This window comes from Streptomyces sp. NBC_00523, from assembly GCF_036346615.1.
Taxonomy (GTDB): Bacteria; Actinomycetota; Actinomycetes; order Streptomycetales; family Streptomycetaceae; genus Streptomyces.
In genome coordinates this window covers 7,031,145-7,046,477 of the sequence record NZ_CP107836.1, presented here as the reverse complement: position 1 = coordinate 7,046,477, position 15,333 = coordinate 7,031,145, and the positions used below count along the sequence as shown (strand labels likewise).

Below are 15,333 nucleotides of genomic sequence, written 5' to 3'. Positions count from 1 at the left end.
GGCGGGCCCCGGGTCGCGCGGAATGCGGTCAGGCGGTGTGGAGCGTCAGCCCGTACCGGTTCAGAATCTCGTTGATCGGCTGGTGCCAGGTCTCGCCGCCGGAGCTGCAGTTGCCCCAGCCACCCGAGGTGACACCCTGGGCCTGGTCACCGCTGATGAACGAACCACCGGAGTCACCGCCCTCCGCGCAGACGCTGGTCTTGGTCATCTGGTAGACCGCGCCCTGGGCGTAGTTGACCGTGTCGTTGGTGGCGAGGACATTGCCGCAGTGCCAGTGCGAGGTGGAGCCGGAGCGGCAGATCGAGGCGCCGATCGGGGCCACGTTGGAGCCCCGGACGAGCTGGTCGGAGACGGTGCCCCAGCCGAGGACGACGGGGACCGTCCACCAGCCGTTGCCCACGCTGACCCACGCGTAGTCGTCGCCGGGGAACGACGAGCCCTGGAAGTTGCCGATGAAGGAGCCGTCCCAGCCGCTGACCCCGGCACCCGCCTGGCCGCAGTGACCGGCCGTGACGAAGCCTCCGTAGACGGAGAAGCCGATGGAGCAGCGGACGTTGCCCGTGTAGTACGGGTCGCCGCCGACGGTTCCGGCCGAGAAGGTGCGGGGCGCCTCGGTGGTCTCCTCGACGGTGACAGGACCGGTCGCCCGGGCCTTCCGGACGAATGCCTGGACATCGTTGTCAGAACGCTGCGACGCGACCACGTCCACGACGACCGAGTTGGTGCGGGGGTCGACGTGCCAGCTGCTGACGCCCTGCGGCGCGTCCAGCTTGTCGAGCTTCGCCTTGACCGAGTCGAGGCGCTTCTCGGTGTGGGTCACCATGCGCACCGCGGCGCCCGTGGCCCGTACGGCGTCGGCCTGCCCGGCGTCGGTGACGGCGACGGTCAGGCCACCGGTCGCCGGGTCGAACCAGGAGCCGCCGTACGCCGCCCCGGCGGCGTGCCGGGCCTTCGGCTGGAGCGCGGTGGCGGTCTTCTCCTGGGAGATCCGCGCCTTGGCCTGAGTTGCCGTCAGGCCGAGGTCCCGCTGCATGGCGGTGAGCAGGCCGTCGGACGCGGGTGCGGGGGCGGCGGTGGGAGCGTCGGCGGCGGAGGCCGAGGGGAAGCCCGCGCCCGCCCAGGCTCCGAGGAGAAGTACGGCGGAGAGTGCGGTTCTCAAAGCTGTGGAGCGTCTCAAGGTCTTGGCCCTTCTGTTGTTCCGGCTGGGTGGGGGAGGAACAGCAGGCGTCCGAGGCGCCTCGTTGAGAGCGCTCTCAGAGTGTGCCGTTCCGGACTGTAGCCGAGAAGCTGTTAGCAGGTCCATGCCAATGACATGGGTGACCGTACGAGCTGCCGGCTGAGTAGCCGTACTCATCCCCCGCGCACGGCCTCGTCCTACCGTCACATCAGATGAAGGAGCAGGTCCGGCCGTTGGGCGGGCCGGAACGCGAGCAGGGGGCGGGCGGAGATGGGCGGATCGCCGAGACGGCGCAGAACGGCGGCCGGGGTGGCCGGGGCACTGGTGCTCGGCCTCGCGGCCGCGCTCACGGGGTGCGGGCTGGTGACCACCACGAAGGAGGACCGCGCGTACGCCGAGAAGCTGGCGGAGAAGTACTACCCGGGCGTTCTCCGCGTCATCGAGGCGCACACCCTGATCCCGCACTCCAGCGGTTCGGAGATCACCTTCGCGATGAACGACGACCCCGACGCCGTGGTCCGGATGCGGGTGGACGCCGACGCCGGCACCTGCAACACCCATGACTGCCGGGGCGTGATGGACGACGCGGTGGAGCGCGGGCGACGCGAGGCGGCGGCGCTGCGCGTGCTCGTCGGCGCGTTCCGGCGCTGCGGCCACGAGGTGCTCGCCGTCGACCCGCAGACCGGGTCGCCCTGGATCGCCGCCTCCCCCACCAACGCGACGGTCTCCGGCCTGCTCAAGGACATCGGAGCGTGCGCGCGGGAGTGGAAGGACGGGACCGAGGTGAAGGGCGCGTCGGTCAACCTGGTCTCCCCGGCCGTCGCCAAGAAGCGGCCCACGGGCAAGAAGTCGCAGCCGACGGCCATGCGCCTGAGCGCGACCTCACTGCTCGCGGCCCTCGGCTCGCACGCCTACTACAGCGCCGGCTACTCCGCGAAGGACGGGCGGATCGACCCGGCGTCGGGCAGCGCCCGCATCGTCCGCCCGTTCGCCGAGCGCCAGAAGTTCGCCGCCGCCGTCCAGAGCGCCGTCAAGGACCGGCTCCGGGCGGCCCACCCCCGCGTGCAGGTGAGCGACTACGAGTGGATCTGGCGCCTGGAGCCCGGGGCCGTCGACCGGCTCACCGGGTACGTCCTGTACTGCGAGGAGCCCGACGGCGACAAGACGTGCCTGGGCGACCGGGCCGTCCTGGCGACCACCGACCTGGACGGGCGGCTGCTGGGCGAGCTGCGGGAGATCGGCAAGGTCCGCGAGGGCCGGGGACCGCTGCAACTGCCCCCGATGTGAACCGGTGAATCAGGAGCGGGCGGGGCGGTAGGTGTACGGGTCCCACAGCGCACGGAGCGCGTCGCTGTCCCGCCAGTGCCCGGAGGCCGCCGCAAGGTCCGGTGTCCCCCACACCCTGACGTGGCCGGGGCCCGGCTCCCAGCCCGGGTCGCCGATGGCCGCGAACCCGGCCCAGGCGGAGGTCATCCGGTCCGTGAGGGCCCGGTCCCCGGGCGTCGGCGCGGCGCCGCCGATGAGGAACCGGATGCGCTCGTCGTCCGCATTGCCGAAGGCGAAGGGCACGTCGGCGCAGTGCCAGGCCCGCGCTCCCCCGCCCTTGCGGTCGAACCGGGACAGGAAGGTGCGGCCGCCCGCCGCCGTGTGAGCCTCGGCGAGCCTGCTGCTGTACACGCCGAACATCAAGTCCCCGTAGACGGCGAGGTGGAGCTCGTACGGTCCGGCGCCGGGCCTGAGCGCGCGGTACCCGTCGATGAGCCCGGACGGCAGGCCGAAGTCGGCGCCGAAGCTCTTCAGCCGCTCGTCCGTGGGGACCGCGCAGGCGCTGCCTACGGCGTCCATCAGCCAGTACTCCTCGGTCGTGTGGCAGACGAGCAGGTCGACGTCCCGGGACGCCCCTGCGGCGACGAGGGCGAGCGGGTCGTCGCGCAGCACCTCCCCGTCGGCGACCGGTCCGTAGATGACCGGGTCCCAGTGCAGCGCCCCGGAGCCGGGGTCCGCGCGGTAGGCCCCGACGACCTGGTCCGAAGCCTTCAGCAGGTCCTGCGGGGAGGCTTCGGTGAAGGGTTTCCCCGTGGCGGCGGCGACGCGGGCGGTGACCTGCTCGGCCAGCTCCGGGGCGAAGACGGGGCCGACCGCGCTGTGGGCGATCACCCGGCGGAAGAGCCCGTGCGCGCGGTCCATCACCATCAGGCAGACCGCGGAGGTGGCTCCGGCCGACTGCCCGGCCAGCGTGACGTTGTCCGGGTCTCCCCCGAACGCGGCGATGTTGTCGCGGACCCATCCGAGGGCGGCGATCTGGTCGAGCAGTCCCCGGTTGGGCGGGCAGGCGTCGTCCGGGACGTGGCCGAAGCCCTCGAAGCCGACGCGGTAGTTGAGGGTGACGACGACGAGGCCGGTACGGGCCAGGGCCGTACCGTCGAAGTCCGGCTGGGCGCTCGAGCCGAAGGTGTAGGCGCCGCCGTGGATCCAGACCAGCACGGGCAGCGGGCCCGACGCCGTCGTGGGGGTCCAGATGTTGAGGCTCAGGACGTCCTCGTCGCCGGGCGACCAGGAGGGAGCGCCCGGCAGTTCGGCGGACTGGGGCGGGATGGGGCCGAACACCGTGCAGTCGCGGACCCCTGGCCACGGGGCGCGCGGACGCGGGGCACGGAGGCGGTGCTCGCCGAACGGCGGCTCGGCGTAGGGGATTCCGAGGACGGCGACGACGTCGTTGCGCGGTGCGCGTCCGCGTACCCGACCGCTCGCCGGCTCGTACACACCGCTGTTCGTCAACGCGTCCCCGCTGCCCTTCGATCACCGCGCCCCTGCTGAGAGCGGTGATCAGGATGGCTCACTTCCGGCACCGGCGCGACGGGAATTCGGCGGAAGTGATCAAGGGGTCGGTCAGCCGGCCTGTCCGATGGCGCTGCGGAGCATGGCCACGGTGGTCGCCGCCGCGGCCCGTTCCGCCTCGTCCTGAGTGGCGCGCACCCGCTCCTCCAGCAGCACCACCGCCGCCTGGAGGACGCCGACGCGCACCGGAACGGATCGCATGGCCGTCAGGACGGCCGCCGCCTGTTCGGCCGGAGTGGCGGGCGCGGCCTGCGGGATGAGGGTGGTGATGCCGCGCCCGAGCGCACGGTCACGAGGCGGCTGGGCCGCGGGTGTGGTCACCGGGGAATTCTGCCGCACCTGATGCCCCGAATGGTTCAGCGACCTGGCCGTGCCGGTGCGTTCTCCCGAGCCCCGTCGTGGACGCGGAGCAACAGGGCGGTCAGCTGGGTACGTTCGCGGGACGTCAGGGGCGCCAGGACATCGTCCTGTACGGCCAGCGCCTCGGACTTGAGGCTTTCCAGCAGGTCGCGGCCGGCCGGTGTGACGGTGACCATGACGCGTCGCCGGTCGGCGGTGTCGCGGGCCCGGTCCACCAGGCCGGACGCGCCGAGCCCGTCCACGATCTTTACGACGTCGCTGCGGTCGATCGAGAGCCGTGCGGCGAGTTCGCGCTGCACATGGGGGCCGAAGTCGGCCAGTGCGGCGAGGACCGCCATGTGCCAGAGCCTCAGCCCGCGTTCGGCCAGCCGGTCGGCGAGCCGGCCGCGCGCCGCCTTGCCGGTCTTGGACATGAGATAGGTCGTCATACCCAGGAGACTGGGAGGGGTTTCGTTCATCAGGTATATCGTAGGGCCCCACCCATGATGGGTGTGCACCTACTGAAGGAGCCTCCGTGGACGCGCTGCATCCCCGCCTGCTGGTAGACCGGTTCGCCGACTGCTTCCGCTTCTACGACGCCGTGCTGCCGGAGTTGATCGGTGCCGTACGCGCCAGTGGCAGCGCGTCGGGGCCGTATGCGCACTGGGACGTCGAGGGTCAGGGCGTGCTGGTGTTGTTCGACCGGAGCGCGATGGCGGCGGTCGCCGGCACGAAGCACCTGCCCGCGAACCCTCCCCCGGCGCAGGACCGGTCGATGTTCGTCCTGCGCGTGGCGGACGTCGACGCGGGGCTGGCCCTCTGCCTGGGCCACGGCGCCGAGTTGACCGCGCCCGCGTGCGACCGCCCGGAGTGGGGGCCGGGGCTGCGCACCGCCCATGTGCGCGACCCCCAGGGGCATCTCGTGGAGCTCCAGTCCTACTGACCGGTGCCCTCCGGCGTCACTTCTTGGCCCAGGCGCGCATGGCGGAGCGGGAGGAGAAGTCCGCGACGTCCTTGTCGAGCGGCCGGTCGGTGTACTGGTGGATGCGCCAGGACGCCTTGATACGCGGGTGGCCCGCCTTGACGTAGTCGGCGATCCAGAGCCCGTCCCCGGCGTACGACGTGGTGTCGTGGTTCAGCCAGAAGTAGCGGTTGCAGTAGAGCAGGACGCGGTGGTGCGGCCGCAGGCGTTTGACCTCGCGGATGAAGCGGTCCTTCTCGGCGTTGCTCGGCCGGGTGCCCTCGCCATTCTGCTCCCAGTCGACGGCGAGCAGGTCGCCGGCCTTCTCCGGCGCCTTGCTCAGGAAGTACTCGGCCTGCGCCGCGATGTTTCCGGGCCACAGGAAGTGGTAGAAGCCGACGACGCATTCGGCGTCGCGGGCCCGTTTCGTCTGGTCGGACAGGCGTGGATTGACGTACGAACGGCCCTCAGTGGCCTTGATGAAGACGAAGTCCAGTCCGTCCGTGTCGAACGAGGACTGATAGGCGCTGACATCGACACCGTGCAGCATGGGCGCCGCCTTTACAATCGGGGTGCTCTCTTCCGCTTACTTTCCCTGATCGTCCGCTCCCCACCCTCACTTGAAGCACGAATGCGCGTGTGTGCCGGGGCGCACGCTCCGGCACACACGCGCGGGCGGGCGCGCGCCCGCTGTGCGTCAGGCGTCGAATCCGGTGGAGCGGCTGACCTTCTCCCAGGCGAGCGTCTCGGTGCGGGAGGCGTCGAGCGCGCCGAGCACGGCATCCGTCGCGTCGTTGCCCAGCGGCAGCCGCAGCGGGGTGTCCTCGGCGTCCAGCGCCGTCAGGATGGCCGCGGCGGCCTTGGCGGGGTCGCCCTCCTGCTTGCCGTCCGAGTCGGGCAGGCTGCTGCGGACCGGGCCGACGGAGTCCGCGTAGGCGTCCAGGGGCGCGGACTGGCGCAGGGCGCCGCCACCGGCGAACCCGGTGCGGAAGGAGCCGGGTTCCACGATCAGGACCTTGACGCCGTGCGGGGCCACCTCGGCGGCCAGCGCTTCGGACAGGCCCTCCAGGGCGAACTTCGTCACGGAGTAGCCGCCGACGCCCGGGAAGGTGAACCGGCCGCCCATGCTGCTCATCTGGACGACGGCGCCCGATCCGTTGCGGCGCATGTGCGGCAGCACCGCGCGGACCAGGGCCGCGGGGCCGAAGAAGTGGAGGTCCATGAGGTCTCGCAGCTCGCGGTCGCTGGTCTCCTCGACCGCGCCGACGAGCCCCATGCCCGCGTTGTTCACGAGCACGTCGATCCGCCCGTACCAGAGGACGGTGTCCGCGACGACGTCGGCGATGCGGGCGGTGTCGGTGACGTCGAGCCGGACGGCGACCGCGCGGTCGGGGTGGGCGGCGACGAGGTCGTCCAGCGCCTCGGGTCGGCGCGCCGTGGCGACGACCGTGTCCCCGGCGGCGAGGGCGGCCTCGGCGATGGACCGGCCGAAGCCCGAGGAGGCGCCGGTGATCAGCCAGACGCGGCCCTGGGCGTTGTCGCGGGCGGGGGTGGCGGGTGCGGCGTTCATGTCCAACTCCGTTTTTTCGTCGGCGCGTTGCGGTGATCCATTTATGTCACCCACGCCCGGGAACGGTCCAAGACATGGATTCTCCGGAGCGATAAAGACGGCTTATGATCGCGCCATGGAACTGCGCCAGCTGCACTACCTCACGGTGATAGCCGAGGAGGAGAACCTGGGCCGGGCCGCCCGCAGGCTCTTCGTCAGCCAGCCGGCGCTCTCGTACGCGCTCAAGAGTCTGGAGGCGGAGCTCGGCGTCAAGCTCTTCGACCGTCACGCGGGCGGGGTCTCGGCCACGTCGGCGGGGCGCGATGTGATCGCCGAGGCGCTGCTGACCGTACGCCAGGCCGAGCGGGTGACCGCGGCGGCCGAGCGACACACGCGGGGCGAGACCGGGGTGCTGCGGGTGGGGTTCGAGGCGAGCGGGGCGGGTGAACTGACCACGCGGGCGCGGGCGGAGTTCGCCCGCCTCCATCCCGGGGTGCGGGTGGCGCCCAAGCGCTACGACTGGGGGCAGGAGGCCGACGCGCTGCGGGACGGCCTCGCGGACGTGGCGTTCGTCTGGCTGCCCAACGACCTGACCGGGCTGACGTACGAGCCGGTGCACACCGAGCCCCGCGTCGTCGGCCTGCCCACCGGCCACCCGCTGGCGTCCCGCTCCGGCGTCTCCGTCCTGGAGGTCAAGGACGAGCCGCTGCTGTGGACGCGGCGGGCGCCCCGGCAGTGGGTGGACTGGTGGGCCGTCAACCCGCGTCCCGACGGGTCGGCCCCGGTCTGGGGGCCGACCAACGACAACGTCGAGGAGATGCTGGAGCAGGTGGCGCAGGGGTCCGCGATCTGCTTCGCCCCCGAGAGCATGGCCCGCTACTACGCGCGCCCCGATCTGTCCTGGGTGCCGCTCACCGATGTCGAGCCGCTGCGCGTGGTCCTGGCCTGGGCGGACGGCGCGGACACGGCGCTGGTACGGGGCTTCGCCCGTGTGGTGCGCGAGCTGGCCGCGGAGGCGTAACCGCTCACCCCGCTTCGGAGGCAGCCTCCGGAGCGGCCGGCAGGCTGTCCATGAAGGAGCTGACGGAGAACACCGCGTTCCCCGCTCCGGGCGGGCCGTAACCGGGAGGCGAGCTGAGCCCGAACTCCTCCATCGTCGCGCGGTACGACTCCAGGAGCCGGATGTGGTACTCCAGCGGCGCCCCGTCCGGGTTGGTCTTGCCGAGCGGGGTCGTCGGCTCCGGGCACCAGGTGGTGAAGCGCGGGGTGATGCCGTGCGACATGAAGAAGCGCAGGCCCTCGGTGGTCGAGTCGATGGCCTCCTTCACCGTGGCGAAACCGAACGGCTCGGCCATCTCCACTCCGGCCACGAAGTTCGGAATGACGTTGCGCGCGCCGAACACGTCCGCGGAGTCCAGGATGCGGCGGTGCCACTCGTCACGGCCGACGTAGCGCTCCTTGCCCGGGCAGTACAGCTCGAACAGGCGGCGGTCCCACACCTCGTAGTTGGGGTGGTAGATCTGCACCCCGTAGTCGTGGAACCGCTGGACGTCCGCCTTGGGCAGCGCCTGGGCGACGACCTTCCCGATCCAGCGGCCCGGGAAACGCTCCTCGATGGCCTTGGCGTACTGGCCGTAGAAGTCCGCCTCGTCCCGGCCGCCGATGTGCGAGGTGATGGCACCGCCGGTGAGGGTGTACGCGGTGGAGGTCTTCGCCGTGTCGTACCGGTCGATGATCTCCAGCGCCTCCAGCACCTCCTCGACGGGCTTCACGCCGGTGTACGGGCGGCCCGCCGCCTTGTGCTGGCGCCAGTTGTGGTTGATGTCGCAGTACTGGCACTCCTCCTTCGCGCCGAAGTACTGGCAGACGCGGAAGACGGTGAGGTAGACGAGGTAGCCCCATTGGATGGTCGGGGCGACCTCCATCACGGACTTCCCGTTGGCCAGCGTGTGCCGGTAGTAGTCGGGCATCGGGGGCAGGCCGACGTCGGAGATGCGCCGGCCGTCGAGGTAGAGCCCGAGCATCCCGTCCGCGTCCGCCGCGACGCGGTACGGGGACGCGGGGTTGACGCGCACGGAGACGACGGTGCGCCGCAGCTCGTACGGGCCGCCGGTGAGGACGATCTCCTCCGGCGGGCGGCGCAGGGCGGCCGCGCCCAGCTCGGGCAGGGTGCCGTGGTCGAAGGAGAAGATGAAGTACGACTTCGGCTTGACGTCACCACCCTCGTTGTCGCTGAGCGCGGACTCGTCGAAGGCGACGCCGCCGCGCAGCAGGTCCTCCTTGATGACGGCCTCACGCGGCACGTGCGGGAACTGCTCCATCAGCCGTTCGACGAGCCGGGTGCGGTCTGCGCTGCCGGGCTCGGTACGGCTGGGATCGGTGCGGCTGGGCATGTGCGGGCTCCTCGGTCGGTCGTCGGCGTGTTCCGGATGCGACGTCTGTGCAACGAACCACGGCCGCGGGGCGTTCTCTTCCCGGCTGCCGGATGCGTCACTCCCCGACTCCCGATCCTATGTGACCGGTCAGTAAGGTGTGGGGGCGGGAGCCCGTCGGCCGTGCGGCCGGTCCGACGCCCGGTGGTGACCGCAGCCGGCCGCGGAACGGAAGTGCCCCATGCCCCGCACCATGTCCGTGTCGGACAGCGTCGTCGTGCACACCGGACCGCTGGAGGTCTACGCCCGGCTGAGCGACCCCACGGCGATGGGCCGCTGGAGCCCGGAGAACCTGGGCGCGCGGGTGCGCGGTGAGCGCCGGGAGGCGTACGTCGGCATGGTCTTCGACGGCCGCAACAAGCGGGGGCCGGTGAGCTGGACGACGCGGTGCACGGTGACAGCGGCCGATCCGGGGCGGCGGTTCGCGTTCCGGGTACACGCGATCGGCGCCCGGCGGCCGTTGCTGCGGGGGCCGATCGCCACCTGGGAGTACCGCTTCGAGGCGGTGGAGGGCGGGACCCGGGTGACCGAGACCTGGACGGACGACCGCCGCGCCTGGCCGGACGTCGTGGCCAACGCCTTCGACCGGGTGGCGACCCGGGGGCACACCTTCGCCGTGTTCCAGCGCCGCAACATCCACACCACGCTCGACCGCCTCAAGGCGGCGCTGGAGTCCCCGGACGCCTGAGGGTCATGCCGTCCAGTGCGCGGGACGGGTCAGCGACGACGGAAGCCGGGTGGTGGCGCTCCCCCGGGCGGCGTTCACCTGCGCCTGCGTCAGGAACAGCGCCCCGGTCAGATCGGCGCCCGACAGGTCCGCGTCCCGGAAGTCCGCGCCGATGAGGTCCGCGAGGCGCAGGTCGGCGCCGCCGAGGTCCGCCGCGATGAGGTAGGCGCCGCGCAGATCGGCGCCCCGCAGGTCCGCCTTCCTGAGCCGGGCACCAATGAGGTCGCCGCCCCGGTGGCTGCGCCTCTGGCGGCCGGTCGTGGGGCGGGGGGCCGTGGCGCGCACGAGTTCGCTCACGCGTCCGAGGAGCACGGCGACCTCGCCCCGGTGGGCGGCCACGTCGAGCTCCGCCAGGGCGCTGGCGTCGAGGCGGGTCAGGGCTTCGGTCGCTTCGAGGGTGCGCCGGATCTCGCCGCGCAGGGGGCGGGCGGGGGCGAGGCCGGCCGCCTCCGTCAGGTACCAGAGCAGTTCGTGGAGTTGCCGGACGACCGGGAAGACCTCGAACATCTGCTGCGCGGTCTCCGGTGCGCCGCGCCAGTCCCGGCCGCCGAAGATTTCCACCGACACCTTCTGACCGGCCCCGAAGCAGTCGTAGACGGTGCAGCCGGGGAACCCCTCGGTGCGCAGCCGCGCGTGGATGCCGCAGCGGAAGTCGTCCCGGAGGTTGCGGCAGGGTGTGCCCGCCGCCTTGTTGACGGCGAAGTCGGCGGAACGCGTGAGCGTCAGCGCGACGCAGCACAGGGCGAAGCAGCTGCCGCAGTCGGCGCGCAGGGCGTCTCGGCCGTCTCCGTCCTGGCGGTCGGTGCCGGAGGGTCGGTCGGTGTCGGGCACGGTGGGTGGATCCTTCGGGGCGCGGTCTTCGTGAGCAGCACCGGAGCCTATCGGCTTCGCGTCCGGTCGGCCGTTGTCGGTGGTGCGGCGCACACTGGCAGCAGTGCGTTACGGGGACGGGACGGAGGGGGTCGCGGATGGGCGGCGAGGAGGAGAGCGGGTTCGAACCGGCGACCGGGGACGGCCCGCCGGCTCCCGGTGATGCGGCGGCGCGCGCCGCTTCGGTGCGGTCGGCGTGGGCCGGGCTGGTGCAGATCAGACGGCTGGCGAACAGCGGCCGGGCCGATCCGGAGTCGGTGCCCGCGCCATGGGAACTGCACCGTCCGGTACGGGCCGTGGCCCTGGCCCTGGAAGCCGCGGGGCTGCCCGCCTCGGCCGTCGGGCCGTCAGGGGCGCGTACGGGGAAGGGCTACCGCGTGACGGCGGGGGCGTCGCCGGGCACGGTGCGGGTGGAGTGGCTGGGGCCGGCCGGGAGCGGGGCGGCGTACGAGGAGGACGGCGAGCTGAACCGGTGCGCCGGTGCGCTGCGGGAGTCGGGCTGGACCGCGCTGCTGTACCGGGGGCCGCGGGCTCGCCGGTTCCTGGAGGTCGAACCGCCGGCGGGTCGGCCGGACGGCCGATAGTCGCCGTGCCGTGCCGCTCGCCCGCCGCCGTTGTCAGACCCATGGGGGATGCTGGTGGGGTCCGACACCTCTGACCTGGAGATGCTGAGATGCGCAAGGACGAACTCGCGGCGGCGCAGGCGTATGTCCGTTTACTGGAGGCCACCCGGGCGGCCCTCTCCGACCCGGACGACGCCCCGGTGTACCTGCCGTTGCTCACGTCACCGATGGAGGAGGCGGACGGGGCGCTCCGGCGAGCGGGGTTCGCGGGCAACGAGACGCGGTTCTTCGAACTGGTCGGGTCGCTCCGGCCGAGCCTGACGGGCAGCGACCGCTGAGGAGGGCTCCGGAGCGGTCCCGCCGATGGGGCCTCAGCCGGCCTCGGGGAGTGGTGCGAGGCCGAGTTCACGGTCGCCGAGGGGCGCGAAGTGGCGGGCCACGTCCTCGTCGGTGACCTGGGCGAGTTCGGCAGGGTGCCAGCGGGGGTTGCGGTCCTTGTCCACGATCTGGGCGCGGACGCCCTCCACCAGGTCGGGTCCCGCGAAGGCTGCGGTCGAGACGCGGAATTCCTGGTCGAGGACCGCTTCGAGGCCGTCGAGAAGGCGCGCCCGGCGCACGGCTTCGAGCGTCACCTTGAGCGAGGTGGGCGCCTTGGCCAGGATGGTCGCCGCGGCCTGCTTGGCGGCCGGGTCCCCGTGGCCGGAGAGGCGGTCCACGATCTCCTCGACGGTCTCCGCCGCGTAGCAGGAGTCGATCCAGGCGCGGTGCGCGGCGAGCTCGCCGCCGGAGGCGGGGCGGGCGTGGTCCGCGACGGTCGCGGTGACGGCCTCGGGAGTCGTGCACTCGGCCAGGGCGGCGACGAGCGCGGCGAGCCCTTCGGCGGGGACGAAGTGGTCGGCGAGTCCGCAGAGCAGCGCGTCGGCCGCGCCGACCGACTCGCCGGTGAGCGCGAGATGCGTACCGAGCTCGCCGGGTGCGGCGCCCAGCAGGTACGTTCCGCCGACGTCCGGGACGAACCCGATGCCGGTCTCCGGCATGGCGATGCGGGAGCGCTCCGTGACGATCCGGACGGAGCCGTGGGCGGAGACTCCGACGCCGCCGCCCATCACGATGCCGTCCATCAGGGCGACGTACGGCTTGGGGAAGCGGGCGATCCGTGCGTTGAGCCGGTACTCGTCCCGCCAGAAGTCCAGCGAGGTGGTACCCCCGGCGAGGGCGTCGTCGCGGACGGCACGGATGTCGCCGCCCGCGCACAGGCCGCGCTCCCCCGCGCCGGTGAGCAGCACGGCGACGACGGCCTCGTCGCTCGCGGCCGCGTCGAGCGCGTCGGCCATGAGCCGCACCATGGCGTGGTTGAGCGCGTTCAGGGCGCGGGGCCGGTTGAGCGTGAGGTGGCGGACGCGTCCTTCGGTGTGCAGCAGGACGGGGTCCTCGTGGTTCATGCGTGCGCTCCGCTCAGCCCGGGTGCCGTGCCGTCCACCGGTCGGGGGACGGACCTCCGCTGCCATTGTGCGCGGGCCCCCCGGGGGCGGGCGGTGCGGGGTGGTTTCCGCTGTGGCAGGCGTGCCGGACCGGCCGGACAATTGAGGCACGCCGTACGGCGGACCCGCCGGACGATCCTCGGAGCTGGAATGACCGATCAGAACCGGCCACCGGTCGTCCCCGGACCGCCCGGCCGGCCGGAGGGCACGACGCCGGTCGGCGAGACCGGTACGGCGGAACGGCTGGCCATGAACCGGACGGGCAGCTTCGACTGGGATCTCGAAGCCTGGACCATGGACATGGACGAGGCGGGGCTGCTGGTCTTCGGTCTGGACCCTGCGGCGTTCGACGCGCGCCCGGAGTCCCTGGCGGAGGTGCTGGACCCGGAGGAGCGGACCCGTCTGGGCGTGGCGACGGACGAGGCGCTGAACGGCGCGGGCAGCTCGTACAGCGTCCACTTCCGGATTCCGCTCGCCGACGGCCGGGATCAGTGGACGCATGTCCAGGGGCGCATCCTGCGCGGCGAGGGCGGGAAGGCGCGCCGGGTGATCGGTCTGGTGCGGGACGCGACGGCCGAGGTCACCCATTCGGACTTCGTGCTGGAGCTGGAAAAACGCCGACGCCGCCAGACCGACATAGTTGAACGTACGACGAGTGCCTTGTCGCGTGCGGTGACGGTGGACGATGTGACCGCCGCCCTGACGGGCCCCGGCGGGCTGGCGAGGCTGGGCGCGGACGGGCTGGCCCTCGGGCTGCTGGACAACGCGGCGCTGAACGTCATCGCGCTGAGCGGTGAGTCCCTGGAGGTCCTGGACGACCTGGGTTCGGGCCGGCTCGACCCGACGCTCCCCCTGGCCGACACGGTGCTCAGCGGGCGCCCCCGCTTCGTCGGCTCGCTGGCGGCGCTGACGCGGCGCTACCCGGTGCTGGAGCCGTACGTGGGACGGCTGAGGTTTCAGGCGGCGGCCTATCTGCCGCTCGTCGCCCAGGCACGGACGCTCGGCGGCCTGGCCCTCTTCTACCGGCAGCGCACCGCGTTCACGGCCGACGAGCGCAACCTGTGCCTCGGACTCGCCGCGATCGTCGCCCAGTCCCTTCAGCGCGCCAAGCTGTTCGACGAGGAGCGTGAGTTCGCGACCGGACTGCAGTCCGCGATGCTGCCGCGCCGCATCCATGACATCGAGGGCGGCGAGATCGCGGTCCGCTACCACGCTGCGTGGAGCGGCCGCCAGGTCGGCGGTGACTGGTACGACGTGATCGCCCTGCCCAAGGGGCGGTTCGGGATCGTGGTGGGTGACGTCCAGGGGCACGACACGCACGCTGCGGCGATCATGGGACAGCTCCGGATCGCGTTGCGCGCGTACGCCGCCGAGGGGCATCCTCCCTCGACGGTGCTGGCCCGCGCCTCGCGGTTCCTCGCGGAGTTGGACACGGACCGGTTCGCGACGTGCGCCTATGCCCAGGTCGATCTGGAGACCGGGACCGTGCGGGTCGTGCGGGCCGGCCATTTCGGACCGCTGATCCGGCACATGGACGGCCGGGTCGGCAGCCCCCGGGTGCGTGGCGGCATGCCGTTGGGCATCTCGACCGACTTCGGGGACGAGGAGTATCCGGAGACCCGGCTCGACCTGGTGCCGGGCGAGACGCTGGTGCTGTACACCGACGGGCTGGTGGAGGAGCCGGGCGCCGACATCGACGCGGGGGTGCGCACTCTGATCACCGAGGTCAGCGCGGGACCGGCGGGCGCGGAGGCACTGGCCGACCATCTGTCGGACCGGCTGTGGGAGCGGTGGGGCTCCGGTGACGACGTCGCCCTGCTGGTGCTGCGCCGCAGCCCGGACCCGGGTTCGCCCCGGGCGCCGAGGCTCCACCAGTACATCCACCAGGCCGACCCGGAGGGGCTGTCCGAGGCGCGGACCATCGTGCGCCAGGCCCTGACCGACTGGGACATGGCCGAACTGGCGGACGACGCCGAGCTGGTGACCGGTGAGCTGCTGGTGAACGTACTGCTCCACACGGAGGGCGGGGCCGTCCTGACCCTGGAGGTGCTGCCCGAACCGGTCCGCCGGGTGCGGCTGTCGGTGCAGGACCGGTCCAGCGCCTGGCCCCGCCGCCGGTCACCGGGCGAGACCGCGACGTCGGGCCGGGGACTGCTGCTGCTCGACGCCGTCTCCACGCGCTGGGGCATCGAACCCCGGGGCGAGGGCAAGGCGGTCTGGTGCGAGATCGGACCGAGCGCGCCGCCCACCACACCCCCGGTGCACCGGCACGCCGCCGAACCGCCCGGGGACGGCCCGGGAGGCGGGGGCGCACAACGGTGAGGGGCGCACCGCCACGTCGCGCGTGACGGTACGCCCCTCGGCCCGGTCACCCCTTCGCTGTGCGCGTCGGGGCG

Annotated in this window: 16 protein-coding genes; 7 read left to right on the top strand and 9 right to left on the bottom strand. The window is 72.6% G+C overall.

The window, feature by feature from the left end; all coding sequences use genetic code 11:
- Positions 1-28: 28 nt before the first annotated feature.
- A complete protein-coding gene (locus tag OHS17_RS31705) occupies positions 29-1,177 on the bottom strand; it encodes a S1 family peptidase (RefSeq protein WP_330314963.1) in 1,149 nt (382 codons plus the stop codon).
- A 270-nt stretch (positions 1,178-1,447) separates the two neighbouring features.
- Here OHS17_RS31705 and OHS17_RS31700 point away from each other — a divergent pair, with 270 nt between their 5' ends.
- Complete coding sequence (locus OHS17_RS31700; protein ID WP_330314962.1) at positions 1,448-2,464, top strand: SCO7460 family lipoprotein; 1,017 nt, start codon at positions 1,448-1,450, stop codon at positions 2,462-2,464.
- Between the two features lie 9 nt (positions 2,465-2,473).
- Here the strand turns inward: OHS17_RS31700 and OHS17_RS31695 are convergent, their stop codons facing one another.
- The 3 genes from OHS17_RS31695 to OHS17_RS31685 form a co-directional block, all read right to left on the bottom strand.
- Complete coding sequence (locus tag OHS17_RS31695) at positions 2,474-3,955, bottom strand: carboxylesterase/lipase family protein (protein WP_330314961.1); 1,482 nt, start codon at positions 3,953-3,955, stop codon at positions 2,474-2,476.
- 111 nt (positions 3,956-4,066) lie between these two features.
- A complete protein-coding gene (locus OHS17_RS31690; protein ID WP_161211006.1) occupies positions 4,067-4,336 on the bottom strand; it encodes a hypothetical protein in 270 nt (89 codons plus the stop codon).
- A 35-nt stretch (positions 4,337-4,371) separates the two neighbouring features.
- Entirely contained in the window at positions 4,372-4,833 is a 462-nt protein-coding gene (locus tag OHS17_RS31685) for a MarR family winged helix-turn-helix transcriptional regulator (protein ID WP_330314960.1), read from the bottom strand.
- A gap of 56 nt (positions 4,834-4,889) precedes the next feature.
- On the opposite strand from OHS17_RS31685, the gene OHS17_RS31680 reads away from it, so the two are divergent.
- A complete protein-coding gene (locus tag OHS17_RS31680) occupies positions 4,890-5,297 on the top strand; it encodes a VOC family protein (protein ID WP_330314959.1) in 408 nt (135 codons plus the stop codon).
- Positions 5,298-5,313: 16 nt separating this feature from the next.
- Here the strand turns inward: OHS17_RS31680 and OHS17_RS31675 are convergent, their stop codons facing one another.
- A complete protein-coding gene (locus OHS17_RS31675) occupies positions 5,314-5,865 on the bottom strand; it encodes a glycoside hydrolase family 25 protein (protein WP_018104995.1) in 552 nt (183 codons plus the stop codon).
- A gap of 147 nt (positions 5,866-6,012) precedes the next feature.
- Positions 6,013-6,885, bottom strand: coding sequence for an oxidoreductase (locus OHS17_RS31670; protein WP_330314958.1), 873 nt, complete (start codon positions 6,883-6,885; stop codon positions 6,013-6,015).
- Positions 6,886-7,000: 115 nt separating this feature from the next.
- Here OHS17_RS31670 and OHS17_RS31665 point away from each other — a divergent pair, with 115 nt between their 5' ends.
- Complete coding sequence (locus OHS17_RS31665) at positions 7,001-7,885, top strand: LysR family transcriptional regulator (protein ID WP_330314957.1); 885 nt, start codon at positions 7,001-7,003, stop codon at positions 7,883-7,885.
- 4 nt (positions 7,886-7,889) lie between these two features.
- Here the strand turns inward: OHS17_RS31665 and OHS17_RS31660 are convergent, their stop codons facing one another.
- Positions 7,890-9,257, bottom strand: coding sequence for a radical SAM protein (locus OHS17_RS31660; RefSeq protein ID WP_018104998.1), 1,368 nt, complete (start codon positions 9,255-9,257; stop codon positions 7,890-7,892).
- Between the two features lie 220 nt (positions 9,258-9,477).
- On the opposite strand from OHS17_RS31660, the gene OHS17_RS31655 reads away from it, so the two are divergent.
- Positions 9,478-9,984, top strand: coding sequence for an SRPBCC family protein (locus tag OHS17_RS31655; protein ID WP_330314956.1), 507 nt, complete (start codon positions 9,478-9,480; stop codon positions 9,982-9,984).
- A gap of 3 nt (positions 9,985-9,987) precedes the next feature.
- Here OHS17_RS31655 and OHS17_RS31650 read toward each other — a convergent pair whose 3' ends face one another.
- Positions 9,988-10,854, bottom strand: a complete 867-nt coding sequence (locus OHS17_RS31650) for a pentapeptide repeat-containing protein (protein ID WP_330314955.1) — start codon at positions 10,852-10,854, stop codon at positions 9,988-9,990.
- Between the two features lie 137 nt (positions 10,855-10,991).
- Here OHS17_RS31650 and OHS17_RS31645 point away from each other — a divergent pair, with 137 nt between their 5' ends.
- Both OHS17_RS31645 and OHS17_RS31640 read left to right on the top strand, forming a co-directional pair.
- Entirely contained in the window at positions 10,992-11,477 is a 486-nt protein-coding gene (locus OHS17_RS31645) for a hypothetical protein (RefSeq protein ID WP_330314954.1), read from the top strand.
- Positions 11,478-11,566: 89 nt separating this feature from the next.
- Positions 11,567-11,794: a hypothetical protein gene (locus OHS17_RS31640; protein WP_330314953.1), complete on the top strand. Its 228-nt coding sequence runs from the start codon at positions 11,567-11,569 to the stop codon at positions 11,792-11,794.
- A gap of 33 nt (positions 11,795-11,827) precedes the next feature.
- Here the strand turns inward: OHS17_RS31640 and OHS17_RS31635 are convergent, their stop codons facing one another.
- A complete protein-coding gene (locus OHS17_RS31635) occupies positions 11,828-12,898 on the bottom strand; it encodes an enoyl-CoA hydratase/isomerase family protein (protein ID WP_330314952.1) in 1,071 nt (356 codons plus the stop codon).
- A 189-nt stretch (positions 12,899-13,087) separates the two neighbouring features.
- On the opposite strand from OHS17_RS31635, the gene OHS17_RS31630 reads away from it, so the two are divergent.
- Positions 13,088-15,259, top strand: a complete 2,172-nt coding sequence (locus OHS17_RS31630) for a SpoIIE family protein phosphatase (protein WP_330314951.1) — start codon at positions 13,088-13,090, stop codon at positions 15,257-15,259.
- Positions 15,260-15,333: the final 74 nt, after the last annotated feature.